This window comes from Polynucleobacter sp. MWH-S4W17, assembly GCF_018687535.1.
Taxonomy (GTDB): domain Bacteria; phylum Pseudomonadota; class Gammaproteobacteria; order Burkholderiales; family Burkholderiaceae; genus Polynucleobacter.
This window is the reverse complement of the sequence record NZ_CP061295.1, coordinates 1,667,857-1,682,066: the sequence shown is the minus strand read 5'-3', so window position 1 is coordinate 1,682,066 and position 14,210 is coordinate 1,667,857. Positions and strand designations below refer to the sequence as shown.

10 protein-coding genes are annotated in these 14,210 nt (G+C 47.3%); 4 read left to right on the top strand and 6 right to left on the bottom strand.

Translation table 11 applies throughout. The features are described 5' to 3' along the window. Positions 1-15: 15 nt before the first annotated feature. Positions 16-2,907 carry a valine--tRNA ligase gene (locus tag C2755_RS08420; RefSeq protein ID WP_215320849.1) on the bottom strand — a complete coding sequence of 964 codons (2,892 nt, stop codon included), beginning with the start codon at positions 2,905-2,907 and terminating at the stop codon, positions 16-18. A gap of 24 nt (positions 2,908-2,931) precedes the next feature. On the opposite strand from C2755_RS08420, the gene C2755_RS08415 reads away from it, so the two are divergent. Beyond that, on the top strand, positions 2,932-5,298 hold the full coding sequence (locus C2755_RS08415; protein WP_215320847.1) for a UvrD-helicase domain-containing protein: 2,367 nt from the start codon (positions 2,932-2,934) through the stop codon (positions 5,296-5,298). Positions 5,299-5,306: 8 nt separating this feature from the next. On the opposite strand, the gene C2755_RS08410 is transcribed toward C2755_RS08415, so the two are convergent. The 3 genes from C2755_RS08410 to C2755_RS08400 are packed head-to-tail and all read right to left on the bottom strand — an operon-like array spanning position 5,307 to position 7,430. Then, on the bottom strand, positions 5,307-6,086 hold the full coding sequence (locus C2755_RS08410; protein WP_215320845.1) for a BPSS1780 family membrane protein: 780 nt from the start codon (positions 6,084-6,086) through the stop codon (positions 5,307-5,309). Further along, the gene (locus C2755_RS08405; protein ID WP_215320843.1) at positions 6,083-7,057 is read right to left on the bottom strand and encodes a homoserine kinase; all 975 of its coding nucleotides are present in this window, start codon (positions 7,055-7,057) and stop codon (positions 6,083-6,085) included. The genes C2755_RS08410 and C2755_RS08405 overlap by 4 nt, the downstream gene beginning before the upstream one ends. Before the next feature lie 22 nt (positions 7,058-7,079). Further along, complete coding sequence (locus C2755_RS08400; protein ID WP_251368460.1) at positions 7,080-7,430, bottom strand: hypothetical protein; 351 nt, start codon at positions 7,428-7,430, stop codon at positions 7,080-7,082. A gap of 137 nt (positions 7,431-7,567) precedes the next feature. Here C2755_RS08400 and polA point away from each other — a divergent pair, with 137 nt between their 5' ends. The 3 genes from polA to C2755_RS08385 are packed head-to-tail and all read left to right on the top strand — an operon-like array spanning position 7,568 to position 12,084. Next, positions 7,568-10,393: a DNA polymerase I gene (gene polA / locus C2755_RS08395; protein ID WP_215320840.1), complete on the top strand. Its 2,826-nt coding sequence runs from the start codon at positions 7,568-7,570 to the stop codon at positions 10,391-10,393. A gap of 36 nt (positions 10,394-10,429) precedes the next feature. Continuing rightward, the gene (locus C2755_RS08390) at positions 10,430-11,305 is read left to right on the top strand and encodes a dienelactone hydrolase family protein (protein WP_215320839.1); all 876 of its coding nucleotides are present in this window, start codon (positions 10,430-10,432) and stop codon (positions 11,303-11,305) included. After that, positions 11,302-12,084 carry a ZIP family metal transporter gene (locus C2755_RS08385; protein WP_370624667.1) on the top strand — a complete coding sequence of 261 codons (783 nt, stop codon included), beginning with the start codon at positions 11,302-11,304 and terminating at the stop codon, positions 12,082-12,084. Before C2755_RS08390 ends, C2755_RS08385 begins: the two co-directional genes overlap by 4 nt. Before the next feature lie 6 nt (positions 12,085-12,090). Here C2755_RS08385 and C2755_RS08380 read toward each other — a convergent pair whose 3' ends face one another. Next, positions 12,091-12,921 (bottom strand): sulfurtransferase, encoded by an 831-nt coding sequence (locus C2755_RS08380; RefSeq protein WP_215320836.1) that lies wholly within the window; start codon positions 12,919-12,921, stop codon positions 12,091-12,093. A 70-nt stretch (positions 12,922-12,991) separates the two neighbouring features. Next, on the bottom strand, positions 12,992-14,098 hold the full coding sequence (locus tag C2755_RS08375) for an SRPBCC family protein (protein ID WP_215320834.1): 1,107 nt from the start codon (positions 14,096-14,098) through the stop codon (positions 12,992-12,994). Positions 14,099-14,210 lie beyond the last annotated feature (112 nt).

Sequence of the window (14,210 nt, the reverse complement as noted above, 5' to 3'; positions counted from 1 at the left end):
CCGTTCTTACCGTTTTTATTTAAGACGCTCTAATTGTGCAACAAGCTTCTCATGATTTTGCTCAAAGCCAGCAAGACGTTGTTTTTCTTGAGCAACAACATCAGCTGGCGCGCGAGCCAAGAAGCTTTCATTGGTCAATTTGCCCTTGGCTTTATTGATTTCAATGGCTAAGCGCTCAATTTCCTTGCCTAGACGGATTCTTTCGGCGCCAACATCCACTTCAATCTTGAGTAAGAGCTTGATATCGCCCACCAAGGCAATTGGCGCGCCTGGAGCATCTTTTTCTAAAGCAGATTCATCGCTGTAGATTTTGACCTCAGTTAATTTAGCAAGCGCCATGAGATAAGGGGTCGCTTTTTCCAGAAACTCTTTTGGACCGCAGATCCAGAGCGGCACCTTTTGACCGGGAGGAACCTGCATCTCGCCACGAAGATTTCTGCAGGCATCCACGATTGCTTTGATCTGCGCAACCCAGGCTTCACTCTTCTCATCAATCTTTTCAGGCTGAGCAACAGGATAAGGTTGGAGCGCAATGGTTTGTTTTTCTTGCTGTGCTAAAACTTTTCCAGATTTAGGGCCAACAGTCTGCCAAAGTGTTTCGGTAATGAATGGAATTAAAGGATGTGCCATGCGTAAAATGGTTTCCAGGACACGCAAGAGGGTACGGCGAGTGGCACGTTGCTGTGCTGGTGTACCGGTCTGTAATTGCACCTTAGCAAGCTCTAGATACCAATCGCAATACTCATCCCAAACAAATTGGTAAATGCTGCTGGCAATATTGTCAAAGCGATAAGCTTCAAAGCCTTTAGCTACCTCGGCTTCAGCCCTTTGTAGTTGAGAAACTATCCAACGATCAGCCGGCGAAAAATCCAAATAGCCATCAGGGCCGCACTGATGATCACAAGGCGCAAAGCCATTGTCTTCATCGCCACCAGAGCAATTCATGAGCACAAAGCGAGTGGCATTCCAAAGCTTGTTGCAGAAATTACGATAGCCTTCACAACGCTTTTGATCAAAGTTAATATTGCGACCCAGCGAAGCTAAAGAGGCAAAAGTAAAGCGCAGTGCATCAGTTCCAAACGCAGGAATACCATCCGGAAACTCTTTCTTTGTTTTCTTGCTAATACTCTCGGCTTGTTTTGGATTCATGAGGCCAGTAGTTCTCTTGCCTATTAGTTCTTCAATCTTGATGCCGTCAATCAAATCAATTGGGTCCAAAGTGTTACCTTTAGATTTGCTCATCTTCTGACCCTCAGCATCCCGAACCAGGCCATGAACATAGACGGTATGAAAAGGTACTTTTCCGGTGAAGTGGCAGGTCATCATGACCATGCGTGCTACCCAGAAAAAGATGATGTCAAAGCCAGTCACCAAAACAGATGAAGGCAAGAAGTGATTTAAGGCAGGCGTTTCTTCTGGCCAACCTAAAGAGCTAAATGGTACGAGCGCAGAGCTGAACCAAGTATCCAGAACGTCAGGGTCACGGTTGAGTTTGCCGGTGTAACCAGCCGCAGCAGCTTTCGCTTTAGCCTCTTCCTCGGAGCGCCCCACAAAAATTTGCCCATCATCGCCATACCAAGCGGGGATTTGATGGCCCCACCAGAGTTGACGGGAGATGCACCAGTCTTGAATATTCTCTAACCACTGGGTATAGGTGTTAATCCAGTTTTCTGGAACCAGCTTGATATCGCCCTTGGTTACTGCATCTAAGGCGGCGCCAGCAATCGAGGAGCCGGGTTGATACTTGTTATCGGGACTAGGTTTGGACATCGCCACAAACCATTGGTCAGTGAGCATGGGTTCAATAATGGTTTGGGTGCGATCACCGCGTGGCACCATTAATTTATGGGGCTGAACTTTTTCCAATAAGCCAGCAGCCTCTAAATCAGAAACGACTTGCTTGCGTGCTGCGAATCTTTCCATACCTTGATACGCAGCCGGAGCATTCTCATTGATCTTGGCATCCAAAGTGAGGATGTTGATCATTGGTAACTGATGGCGTTGACCTACTGCATAGTCATTAAAGTCATGCGCAGGAGTGACTTTTACAACGCCAGTACCAAAATTCAAATCCACATAGTCATCAACAATCACGGGGATTTGGCGATCGCACAAAGGCAAACCCACTGACTTGCCGATGAGATGTTTATAGCGCTCGTCTTCTGGGTTCACCATGACGGCAACGTCACCCAATAGTGTTTCTGGGCGGGTAGTGGCAACAGTGAGGTGGCCAGAGCCATCGGTCAATGGATAGCGGATATGCCACATTGATCCATCTTCTTCTTCGCTCACTACTTCTAAATCAGAAACTGCCGTACCTAAAACAGGATCCCAGTTCACCAAGCGCTTGCCGCGGTAAATCAAACCTTGTTCATGTAGGCGGACAAAGACTTCGACAACTGCCTTGGACATCTTGCTGTCCATCGTGAAATATTCTTTGCCCCAATCGATCGAAGCACCTAGGCGACGAATTTGGCGGGTAATTGTGTTGCCGGAAGTTTCTTTCCACTCCCATACTTTTTCTAAAAACTTGTCACGGCCCAAATCGTGGCGAGACACTTTTTGCGCATCGAGTTGACGCTCCACAACAATTTGAGTCGCAATACCGGCATGATCGGTGCCCGGTACCCATAATGTATTTTTGCCTGACATTCGCGCATGACGTACCAAGCCATCCATGATGGTTTGATTGAAAGCATGACCCATATGCAGGGTGCCGGTTACATTAGGCGGTGGCAGCTGAATAGAAAAGTCCCCCTTGCCCTCATCCATGGTGGAGTCGGCGATACCTCGACGTTCCCACTCTGGACCCCAGTAGGCCTCTATCGGGGCGGGTTCATAGGATTTGGCGAGCTCGTCCGCTGAGCTGGCCGCTGGTGAATTAGGGGTATTTGAGGCATTTGGCATAAGAGGCAAATTATAATTGGGCTGATGTACTCAGACTTGCTCGCGAACCTCAATCCAGAACAGCGCGAGGCAGTGACCCTCCCGCCCGTCCACGAAAATGGCCAAGCCCAATCAGCCTTGATTTTGGCTGGGGCAGGGAGCGGCAAGACCCGCGTCCTCACCACCCGTATAGCCTGGTTGATTCAGACCGGCCAGGTATCCCCTATTGGCGTCCTAGCGGTGACCTTCACCAATAAGGCTGCCAAAGAGATGATGCTTCGTCTCAGTGCCATGCTGCCAATCAATACGCGGGGGATGTGGATTGGTACCTTTCATGGTCTTTGTAATCGTTTATTGCGCGCTCATCACAAGGAAGCGGGTTTACCGTCGACTTTCCAAATCTTAGATACCCAAGATCAACTATCGGCAATTAAGCGCCTGTTGAAGGGTTTAAAAGTCGATGATGAAAAATATCCTGCAAAGCAGTTGCAATACTTTATTGCCCACGCCAAGGAGCGCGGTCAACGCGCAAAAGATTTAGCGCTTGGCGATGACTTCCAAGCCAAGATGGCGCAACTGTATGCGGCTTACGATGAACAATGTCAGCGCGAAGGTGTGGTGGATTTTGCTGAACTCTTATTGCGCAGTTATGAATTACTCAAACATAGCGAGGCGATTCGGACTCACTATCAAGAGCGCTTTCGTCATATTTTGATTGATGAGTTTCAAGATACCAATGCTTTGCAATATGCATGGCTTAAATTGTTATCGGGTCATGACGCAAGTCGCATCAATGTCAGTGGCATGGGTAGTAGTTCCGTTTTTGCGGTGGGGGATGATGATCAAAGTATTTATGCATTCCGTGGCGCCGACGTTGAAAATATGCGTCTCTATGAAAAGCAATATCACCCATTGATGGTGAAGTTAGAGCAGAACTATCGCTCACACGGCCATATTTTAGATACGGCAAATCACCTGATTGCGAATAACTCTGAGCGCCTGGGTAAAAACCTGCGAACGGATGCTGGTCATGGCGAGCCAGTCCGTATCTATGAAGCACCGAGCGATCATGCCGAAGCCGCTTGGCTGGTGGACGAAATCAAGGCTTTAGTCAATAGTGGTATCAAGCGTACTGAAGTAGCTTTGCTCTATCGTAGTAATGCCCAGTCACGCATTATTGAGCACGCATTATTTTCTGCGGGTATTCCGTATCGTGTGTATGGCGGTTTGCGCTTCTTCGAACGTGCTGAAATTAAACATGCACTCGCATACTTACGCTTGCTCGAAAATCCGAATGACGACACTTCATTCTCTCGAGTCGTGAATTTTCCAACCCGCGGAATTGGGGCGAGATCAATTGAAGCCTTGCAAGATGCTGCCAGGGCACAACAATGTTCTTTATACCTAGCTGCCTCTACTTTAGAAGGTAAAGCCGGTGCTGCGCTAAGTGGATTTGTGCGTTTAGTAGACCACATGCGTGAAGCCACCCGTCACAACACTTTGCCAGAAACAGTCGAATTTGTAATTCAGCATAGTGGCTTGATTCAGCACTACCTCTCTGAGCGTGAAGGACAAGATCGCGTCGAGAACTTGCAGGAATTGATTAACGCTGCTACTGCCTTTATTGCTGAGGAAGGTTACGGTCAAGATGCAGCCGCCGCAATGTTGCCGGAGGAAAATGCTCCCGGCGTTATCGAGGTTTCACCTTTGGCCGCTTTCCTATCCCACGCCTCATTAGAGGCTGGCGATAATCAAGCCCAAGCCGGACAAGATGCTGTGCAGTTAATGACGGTGCACTCAGCCAAGGGTTTAGAGTTCACTTCAGTGTTCATTACCGGTCTTGAAGAGGGTTTATTTCCCCATGAGAACAGTGTGAATGAGCAAAACGGCTTGGAGGAAGAACGACGTTTGATGTATGTGGCGATTACACGTGCCAAGGAGCGTCTGTATCTCTCACACACTCAATCACGGATGTTGCATGGCCAGGTACGCTACAACATGCCTTCCCGCTTCCTAGAAGAGCTTCCATCCGATTCATTGAAATGGCTCACCCCTAAAGCAAGAGATGCTCGCTGGGGTGGTGGCAGCTCAAGATCGGGATCCACGTGGCAAGATGGCTATACCCGTCAACGCGAATATGAGTCGAATGATTTTTTTGATTCAGGTTCTGAACGTCAAAGACCGGCGAAGCGAGTTGGTTCAGCTTCGATGGAAGTGAAAAGACTGGCCTCTCCGCCTCGCGGAAATTACCCGTTCACCATTGGGCAGAATGTGTTTCATACGAAGTTCGGTGAAGGACGCGTGACTGGTTTAGAGGGTGTGGATGCCGATGCAAGGGCGCAGGTTAATTTCAAGCGTCATGGCATCAAGTGGTTACAGCTGAGTATTGCAAAGCTTGCTGCGATTGACTGATAAATCAATTAAACAGGCAACACCACTTCATCTTCTGTGAAGCAAGCTTTCCAAGTCGCATAAAAAGAGCAGTGCATTATCGTCAAGCCCGCCATAGAAATCGGGGCGATGATGAACGAGGCTGCCTGCCCCAGATCAAGCGCATCAAAAATCATTCCCACTGTTAGCGGAATGGCAATCAGAATGGCGCTCCAAATAGCTAAATACAGAAAGAACGCGGCTTTATTGGCCCAGCACGCTAATGCGCTAGAGAAGAGTGCTTGTGGCACAGACATATCGGCCCATGCAACTAAGACTGGTGAAAACCACATCAACATTGCTACTGGTATGTACAGTATGGCGCCAAATAAAAGCACCAAGTAAACCTGACGTAAAGCCTCGGGTGTGATGGGTTTATCGCTAGTCATTAATGGCAAGAGTAATTCAAAGTCAACCAAGAGACTCAAGATAAAACTGAGCAACAAAATCATGCCGGCATATACCAGGCCTAATTGCAGAATTCTCTTTCGCACAATAAGACTTGACCGCAGGGCGATCAAATAGACCATCGGCCTAATGCGCTCCTTTTGAATGCCTTGGCGGCAAGCGGTCATGAATCCAACAGAAAGAGTTGGCGTGAGCAGAAGAACTGCAAAGACGCCAATCACTGGAATGACGACTGCTAGTTGCGCTGCAAAGACGTACATAAAGACCAGCATTAAAAAGCCCAAGGGATTTTGTTTAAAGAGCCAAATGCCTTGTCTAATCCAGGTGTAGCCTTCTTTGGGTGCTACGGAATTCAGTTTCATAGTGAGCGGCGACTTAAAAGAATGCGTTCAAAGTGCGTAGGGTCATGCGGGGTTAGCATCTGCGCATCACGCGGCAAATAGAAGTCCCAGAGTCTTGAAACCCAGAAGCGTAAAGCTGCTGCACGCAACATGAGTGGCCAGCTAGCTTGCTCTTCTTTGGTGAGAGGGCGAACCGACTGATAGGCTTTCATGAACGCGTCTAAGCGAGCAGGATCTAAATCTTGCTTGTTATCTGCAAGACACCAATCATTGGCAGTGACGGCGATATCAAATAGCCATTTATCAGTGCCAGCAAAGTAAAAATCAAAGAAGCCACCCAAATGATCTTGAGAGATATCAGATCCTTTGGGATCAAATAAAACATTGTCGCGAAAGAGATCACAATGACTCGCCCCTTGCGGCAATCCATCATAGGTGCCTGAGGCAAAAAATTCCTCTTGAGTTTGTAACTCATGAGTAATGAGCTCTTTCTGGGGCGTGCTTAAGTTTGGTAATACCGAAGGTATTGTTTTCTGCCACCAAGCAAGGCTACGAAGATTCTCTTGGGACTTTGGAAAATCTTTTCCAGCCAAATGCATCTTCGCTAGCATCTCGCCAACAAGAGCGCAATGATTGGCTTCTGGTTGGAGTCTGGAAAGGCCTGGTAGCTTGGTAACAATGGCTGCCGGCTTGCCTTTGAGGGCAAAAAGAATGTTGCCCTGTTTATTCTCGATCGGCTTGGGTACAGGCACACCTTTGTTTGCTAGGTGGCGCATTAACTCTAAGTAGAAAGGAAGTTGTTCCGCAGATAATCTTTCAAAGATTGTTAAAACATATTCCTGCTTCTTGCCATCTTTAGTGGTATCTAAGAAAAAATTAGAGTTTTCAATACCACCATGAATGCCACGAATTTCAGTGGCTTGGCCGATATCAAAGTCTTGAGCAATCCATTGAGAAATATCCTCAAGCTCGATCGGGGTAAATACAGCCATAAATCAGTAAATGCTTTTTAAGTTAAAAGGGAATGCTGACGCTAGGAACGCTGATCAGATCAGTATCTTTTGGGGGTCCTGGCATTACTGTTGTAGGCGGCGCCATTTCATAACTGGTATAGGGCGTTTTTACATCTACCTGCGTTGGAGAATTGACATCTTTGTATTCGGTTACAGTGGTGCCGTTTTTATCTCGGTATTGATAGTTTGGCTTGCGTTGCTCAGGGTTGGATGTCGCGCCACTTGCGCTCACCGCAGGTGCGAGTGGCTGACTATTGATACGGTTTAATTCCGATGGGGTCAGTGCCTGGCTGTTATTCTGAGCGTGGGCTGCAGTCGTGCCAAAAAGTCCAAAAACCACCAAAAAACTCATTAGGGTTAGGCTTTGGCTTATTGAGTGGCTAATTAAGTTCGTTAAATAATGCATTTTTTCACCTTTTTAAGCCTACTCTCGGACGGTTCCTTAACCAGACCTGTAGGCAATTCACAACTAGATTGTACGATTGCGTTATGACTAAACATAGACTCTTGTTGGTAGACGGTTCTAGCTACCTCTATCGCGCCTTCCACGCCATGCCAGACCTCAGAAATGGGGCTGGAGAGCCCACTGGGGCTATTTATGGCATGGTGAATATGATGCGCCGGGCTCGGTCTGAGCTTAAGGCCGACCATATTGCCTGTGTTTTTGATGCTAAGGGGAAGACCTTCCGCGACGAAATGTACTCAGAATACAAGGCACATCGCTCCCCCATGCCTGAGGATTTGGTTAAACAGATTGAACCAATTCATGCCATGGTGAAGGCCTTGGGTTGGCCGGTATTGATGGTATCTGGTGTAGAGGCTGACGATGTGATTGGGACTTTGGCTTGCCAAGCCACCCAAGCAGGTTGGGAAACCATTATTTCTACTGGTGATAAAGATTTAGCGCAATTGGTAAATCCTTCGGTCACCCTTATTAATACGATGACAAATGAGAAGCTCGATATTGAAGGTGTCAAAGAAAAGTTTGGTGTACCACCAGAATTGATTGTGGATTATTTATCCATCATCGGCGATACCGTTGATAACGTGCCAGGTGTTCCAAAGGCGGGACCAAAGACAGCCAATAAATGGCTAGCGGAATTTGGTAATCTCGATAACTTGATGGCAAATGCAGATCAAGTTAAAGGCGTAGTTGGTGAAAACTTACGCGTAACGCTTCCTTGGTTGCCGCAAGCTCGTCAACTCATTACGGTAAAAACCGATTGTGATTTATCACCCCATTTACCAAGCTTAGATGACTTGCATGCTAAGTCTGAAGATGCTCCTTTATTACGTGAATTATTTGAGCGCTATGCATTTAAGACTTGGTTGCGTGACGTTGAAAAGAAGCTTACAAGCCCAGAGAATAAAGGTGAGATGGCCGAATTTGATTTAGCAGGCAGTCCAATTTCTTCTTCTGGCACAGGTACTGATGAGGAAAAAAAGACCCGCGTGATTGCCAGCTCGCCGACCAAGGATTTATCACAAGCAACTCGAGACTCGCAAGATGCAGTTGAGCGTCACTACGAATGCGTGGTGGATGAAGCGAGTTTAGAGAGGTGGCTAACGAAGATTGAGGCATCTGAATTAACAGCAGTTGATACGGAAACTACTAGTCTTGATGCGCTTGCGGCAGAACTTGTTGGAATTTCTTTATCAGTAAAGCCGGGTGAAGCTTGTTACATTCCAGTTGCTCACCGCAACGGTGAAGTACAGCTTGATCGTGACCTAGTGCTTGCGCGTATGAAGCCCTGGTTGGAAAGCACAACGAGTTTAAAAGTAGGCCAAAATTTAAAGTACGACGCCCATATCTTTGCAAACTATGGCATTACCCTAAAGGGTGTTGCATTTGACACCTTGCTGGAGTCTTATGTGCTTGAGTCGCACATGCCCCACAATATGGACAGCTTGGCTGAACGCCATCTGGGCATGAAAACCATTCGCTATGAAGAGGTGTGCGGCAAAGGTGTTCACCAAATTGGTTTTGATCAAGTCGATCTCCAAATAGCAACAGACTATGCGGCAGAAGATGCTGACATAACTTTGCGCCTGCATTTGGAATTATGGCCGCAGATTCAGGAAAACTCAGGCCTGCTCTATATCTATGAAAAGGTAGAGATGCCCGCTATGCGTGTGCTCGGCATCATGGAGCGTAACGGCATTCGGATTGATTCAGGATTATTGGCCAAACAAGGCCAGCAGGTGGGCAAACGTTTGCTTGAGTTAGAAGGCGAAATTCACAAGCTAGCAGGTCAGCCTTTTAATATTCAGTCACCTAAGCAGATCGCAGAAATTTTATTTGGACAACTTGAGCTTCCGGTAATTAAAAAGACGCCTTCAGGCGCACCCTCTACCGATGAAGAAGTGTTGCAGAAGTTAGCGGAAGACTATCCCTTGCCTGCGCGCATTTTGGATTACCGCAGCTTAGCAAAGCTAATGTCCACCTATATTGAGAAGCTTCCTCGCATGGCTGATCCCAAGACGGGCCGCGTTCATACGAACTTTTCTCAAGCTACTGCAGTCACAGGTCGCCTAGCATCAAGCGATCCAAACTTGCAAAATATTCCAGTGCGAACAGAAGAGGGGCGTCGTATTCGTGAGGCCTTTGTTCCAGCAGACGGATGTAAATTGTTGTCGGCAGATTATTCCCAAATTGAGTTGCGCATCATGGCACATATCGCCGAAGATGAAAATCTCTTAACGGCATTTAAAGAGGGTAAGGACGTTCACCAAGCCACTGCAGCAGAGATTTTTGGTGTTCCATTGGATGATGTCAACTCTGAGCAACGTCGTTACGCCAAGGTAATTAACTTTGGCCTGATTTACGGTATGAGCGCTTTTGGGTTAGCTGGCAACTTAGGTATTGAGCGTTCTGCTGCGCAAAACTATATAGCCAAATACTTCGATCGTTATCCAGGGGTGGCTCAATATATGGAGCGTACACGTCTCGAAGCAAGAGAGAATGGTTATGTAGAGACGGTCTTTGGGCGACGTCTTTGGTTGCCAGAGATCAAGGGCTCCAATGGTCCGCGACGCCAAGGTGCTGAGCGGGCAGCAATTAATGCCCCTATGCAAGGCACCGCAGCTGACTTAATCAAATTGGCCATGATCGCAGTTGAGGATTGGCTCGAAAAAGAGCAGCTCAAAACCAAGCTACTACTACAGGTTCATGATGAGTTGGTCCTAGATGTGCCTTTTGATGAGCTTGAAGTAGTACAGGCCAAATTACCCGGTTTGATGTGCAATGTCGCTCAGTTAAAGGTGCCTTTGGTGGTTAGTATTGGGATTGGCGATAATTGGGAAGAGGCGCACTAAGTATTCAATGAGAAATGCAGGCCAGGAGATAAGGTAATGAGTAAAGACATTCAAAATAGTCGACGCAATTTTATGAAAACATCTGCAATTGGCGCGACTGCTATTGGGGTTGGATTTGTAGGGGCATCCGAGCCTGTCATGGCTGCGGCTATTGAAACGGATTTCAAAGGCATTAAAGCTGGTGAGCAGATGATCCCCGTTGGTAGCTTTCAGTTACCAGCGTATGTCTCTCGACCTGAAAAAGCGAAAGGCTCTTTGCCCATCATTATTGTGGCGAGCGAGATTTTTGGTGTGCACGAATACATTGCTGATGTCACCAGACGTTTTGCAAAGTTGGGATATCTTGCGATTGCCCCAGAGTTTTTTACGCGCGCAGGCGACCCTAATACTTACGGCACTATTGCTGAAATTATGACTAATATTGTGGCCAAGACTCCTGATGCTCAGGTTTTAAATGATCTACAAGCTGCTTTAGTGTGGGCTGGCAAAAATGGCGGTGACTTAAAGCGCGTCGGTGTTACTGGCTTCTGTTGGGGTGGTCGTATTACTTGGTTGTCCGCAACCTTGCCGCAGGTGCGTGCCGGTGTAGCTTGGTACGGTCGCCTGATCGGCGAGAAGACTGAGGGCAATCCTCACCATCCTATAGATATTGCTGCTGATTTAAAGGCGCCAGTGCTCGGCTTGTATGGCGCCGCTGATACCGGAATTTCTTTGGAGAGTATTGATCAAATGCGCGCAGCTTTGGCAGAGGCCGCCCCCAAGAATCCTGTCGCCAAGGCTTGTGAATTTGTAGTTTATCCAGATACCCCCCATGCATTCCATGCTGATTACCGCGCAAGCTATCGTGAAGGTCCTGCGAAAGATGGTTGGGAAAAGTGCCTAGCCTGGTTTCAGAAAAACGGAGTGGCATAAGCTCGATGACTGTTTTACAAAGTATTCTCCTGGTGACTGCGTTAGCGGGAACTGCTAGCGTCTTGGTGGCCGCAAGCTGTTCTTTGGCCATGCTCTCCAAGATGGTCAACAATATGGTGAGCCTATCGGTCGGCATATTGCTAGCAACTGCTTTACTCCACTCCTTGCCTGAAGCATTTAGCATGGAAGGTGCAAAACCTCAGTTCTTATTCGCAACTTTGCTTGCTGGGTTATTGGGTTTCTTCTTGCTTGAGAAGATCGCATTATTGCGACACGACCACCATCACGAAGGTGATGGGCACCACCATCACCATGGCCATGATGCAGAAAATGCTGGGCGTAGTGGCTGGATGATTTTGGTTGGCGATGGTATTCATAACTTCGTAGATGGCATCTTGATTGCTGCAGCCTTTATGGCCGACCATCAAGTGGGTATTTTTACGGCCATTGCGATCATTGCCCATGAAATCCCGCAAGAGATCGGTGATTTCATTGTCATGTTAAATGCTGGCTTTTCCCGTGCACGAGCCTTGTTGTACAACCTTATCTGCGGTTTATCAGCAGTAGTGGGTGGCGTATTGGCTTATTTCTTCTTAGAAAAAGCGCATGCAGCGATGCCATATTTATTAGTGATTGCTTCTAGTAGTTTTATTTATATTGCAGTGAGTGATCTCATCCCGCAAATGCACCGTCGCCCTCACTGGGTCGAGTCTTTACGTCAGACGGTCTTGATTGCTTGTGGCGTAGGGTTTGTGATCCTATTGTCCTTATTGCACTAACAAGCTTTAAAGCTCAACAGGCCTTTTGGGGTCTGCGCACCATTCGCTCCAGCTACCTGCATACAGGCGCGAGCCTTTAAAGCCAGCAAGCTCCATCGCTAGAAGATTATGACAAGCGGTGACGCCAGATCCACATTGATGAATCACTGCAGAGGCTTTAGTGGTCCCGAGGAATTCTGAAAATTCTTTGAATAATTGCTCAGGAGTTTTGAATGCAGTCGCATTGAGATTTTTTTTAAAGAAGCGATTCATCGCTCCCGGAATATGGCCACCAACTGGATCAAGCGTTTCATTTTGACCATGAAAGCGATCTTCAGTGCGTGCATCGATGATTTTGTTTTTCTTTGTCTCTAGATCAGCCACTACATCATCAACTAGAACTAGCCCCGCATAAGGCATCACTCCAATGGCTTCAGTGCAAGGGGTGGGCGCTCTTGGAATAGAACCCATGGGGCCATTCCAAGAATCTAAGCCGCCATCTAGTACCCGAACATTAGCGTGCCCTGTTGCCTTGAGCATCCACCACAAACGACTGGCATAGACGGAGCCTTGTTTGTCATAGGCAACCACTAAGGTATTGGGGTTGATGCCCAAACGCGTTTTAGTTTGAGCCCAGGCCTCTGGACTAGGCAGGGGATGTCTGCCATTCGTGCCAGTCTTGCTTCCTGAGAGATCTTTATCGAGGTCTACATAAATGGCACCAGGAATATGACTTTCTTCGTAGGATTTTTTGCCGATCAGTGGGTCGACTAAATCAAAGCGACAGTCACAGAGCAATACATTTTCACCACTATTAATGATTTCTTCTAACTGGTTAGCTGAGATTAGAGGAGTCATGATGCTTCCTATTTTTGGTGATGAGGGTTATTAATAAAGGGTATTAATGTAACCGTGAAGCTTATTTTAATTATGCACCTTCGAAGTTCATGACTCGGCGATACCACTCATGAAAATGTTGCATACCATCTTCCATTGGACTTTGATAGGGGCCGACCTCATTAATGCCGCGAGCTAGTAGTGCTGCACGCCCTTGATCCATGCGCTCAGCAATTTCATCATCTTCGATGCAAGTCTCCATATAGGCAGCACGTTCTGCTTCCACGAATTCACGCTCAAACAAAGCGATTTCTTCTGGATAGTAGAACTCAACAATATTGCGCGTTTTACCGGGACCCATTGGGTGCAGTGTTGATACACACAGAACGCCTGGGTACCATTCCACCATGACATTGGGATAGTAAGTAAGCCAAATGGCACCATGGCGTGGGGTTTTGCCGTCAAACTGACGAAGTACAGCTTCATGCCAGTTGCGATAGGTTAGTGAGCCTGGAATTTGTAAATCTTTGTGAATGCCCACGGTTTGAACGCTATGCCAATCGCCGAACTCCCAGTGCAGATCTTCGCAAGAAACAAACTTTCCAAGACCCGGATGAAATGGCACAACGTGATAGTCCTCGAGATAGACCTCGATGAATGTTTTCCAGTTGTAGTTGCATTCATGTACTTCAACATGGTCAAGAACATAACCTTCAAACTTGAGGTTATCGGCAACACCCAGCTTGGCAAGATCGGTGCGCACATCGCGAGGACCTTCGAATAACAAGCCTTGCCAATTTTGTAGCGGGGACTTACCAAGATTTAAACAGGGCTTATCCTCAAAGTGAGGGGCGCCTAATAAATTGCCGCCTAAGTCATAGGTCCAGCGATGTAATGGACAAACAATATTGTCAGCTTTACCGCGACCATTGAGCATCAATGCTTGACGATGGCGACAAACATTGGAAAGCAGTTCTACTCCAGACTCATTGCGAACAAGTATGCGACCTTCGTTTTCTGCGCTTAAAGTTTGATAGGAGCCCATTTCAGGAACCATCAATTCGTGACCAACATAGCCGGGGCCCTGCTTAAAAAGCAGTTCAATTTCCCGCTGATACAGGTCAGCGTCAAAATATGCCGAAACCGGCAATTGCAAATTGGACGGCGCAAGCTTCTGCGCGGTAGCCAGATTAGTCATTCTCCCCACCCCCGAAAACGTCAGCCGAAGCTAAGCGGAATAACCAATCCAACCATCGACGGATCGATATTGGAAAGGAAGGGGTGGATTATACCCATCCAAACGGCTTCTC

Coding starts and splice junctions, on each gene's coding strand:
- C2755_RS08415 (WP_215320847.1), top strand. CDS start 2,932: ATGTACTCAGACTTGCTCGCGAACCTCAATCCAGAACAGCGCGAGGCA.
- C2755_RS08420 (WP_215320849.1), bottom strand. CDS start 2,907: ATGCCAAATGCCTCAAATACCCCTAATTCACCAGCGGCCAGCTCAGCG.
- C2755_RS08410 (WP_215320845.1), bottom strand. CDS start 6,086: ATGAAACTGAATTCCGTAGCACCCAAAGAAGGCTACACCTGGATTAGA.
- C2755_RS08400 (WP_251368460.1), bottom strand. CDS start 7,430: ATGAGTTTTTTGGTGGTTTTTGGACTTTTTGGCACGACTGCAGCCCAC.
- C2755_RS08380 (WP_215320836.1), bottom strand. CDS start 12,921: ATGACTCCTCTAATCTCAGCTAACCAGTTAGAAGAAATCATTAATAGT.
- polA (WP_215320840.1), top strand. CDS start 7,568: ATGACTAAACATAGACTCTTGTTGGTAGACGGTTCTAGCTACCTCTAT.
- C2755_RS08390 (WP_215320839.1), top strand. CDS start 10,430: ATGAGTAAAGACATTCAAAATAGTCGACGCAATTTTATGAAAACATCT.
- C2755_RS08405 (WP_215320843.1), bottom strand. CDS start 7,057: ATGGCTGTATTTACCCCGATCGAGCTTGAGGATATTTCTCAATGGATT.
- C2755_RS08375 (WP_215320834.1), bottom strand. CDS start 14,098: ATGACTAATCTGGCTACCGCGCAGAAGCTTGCGCCGTCCAATTTGCAA.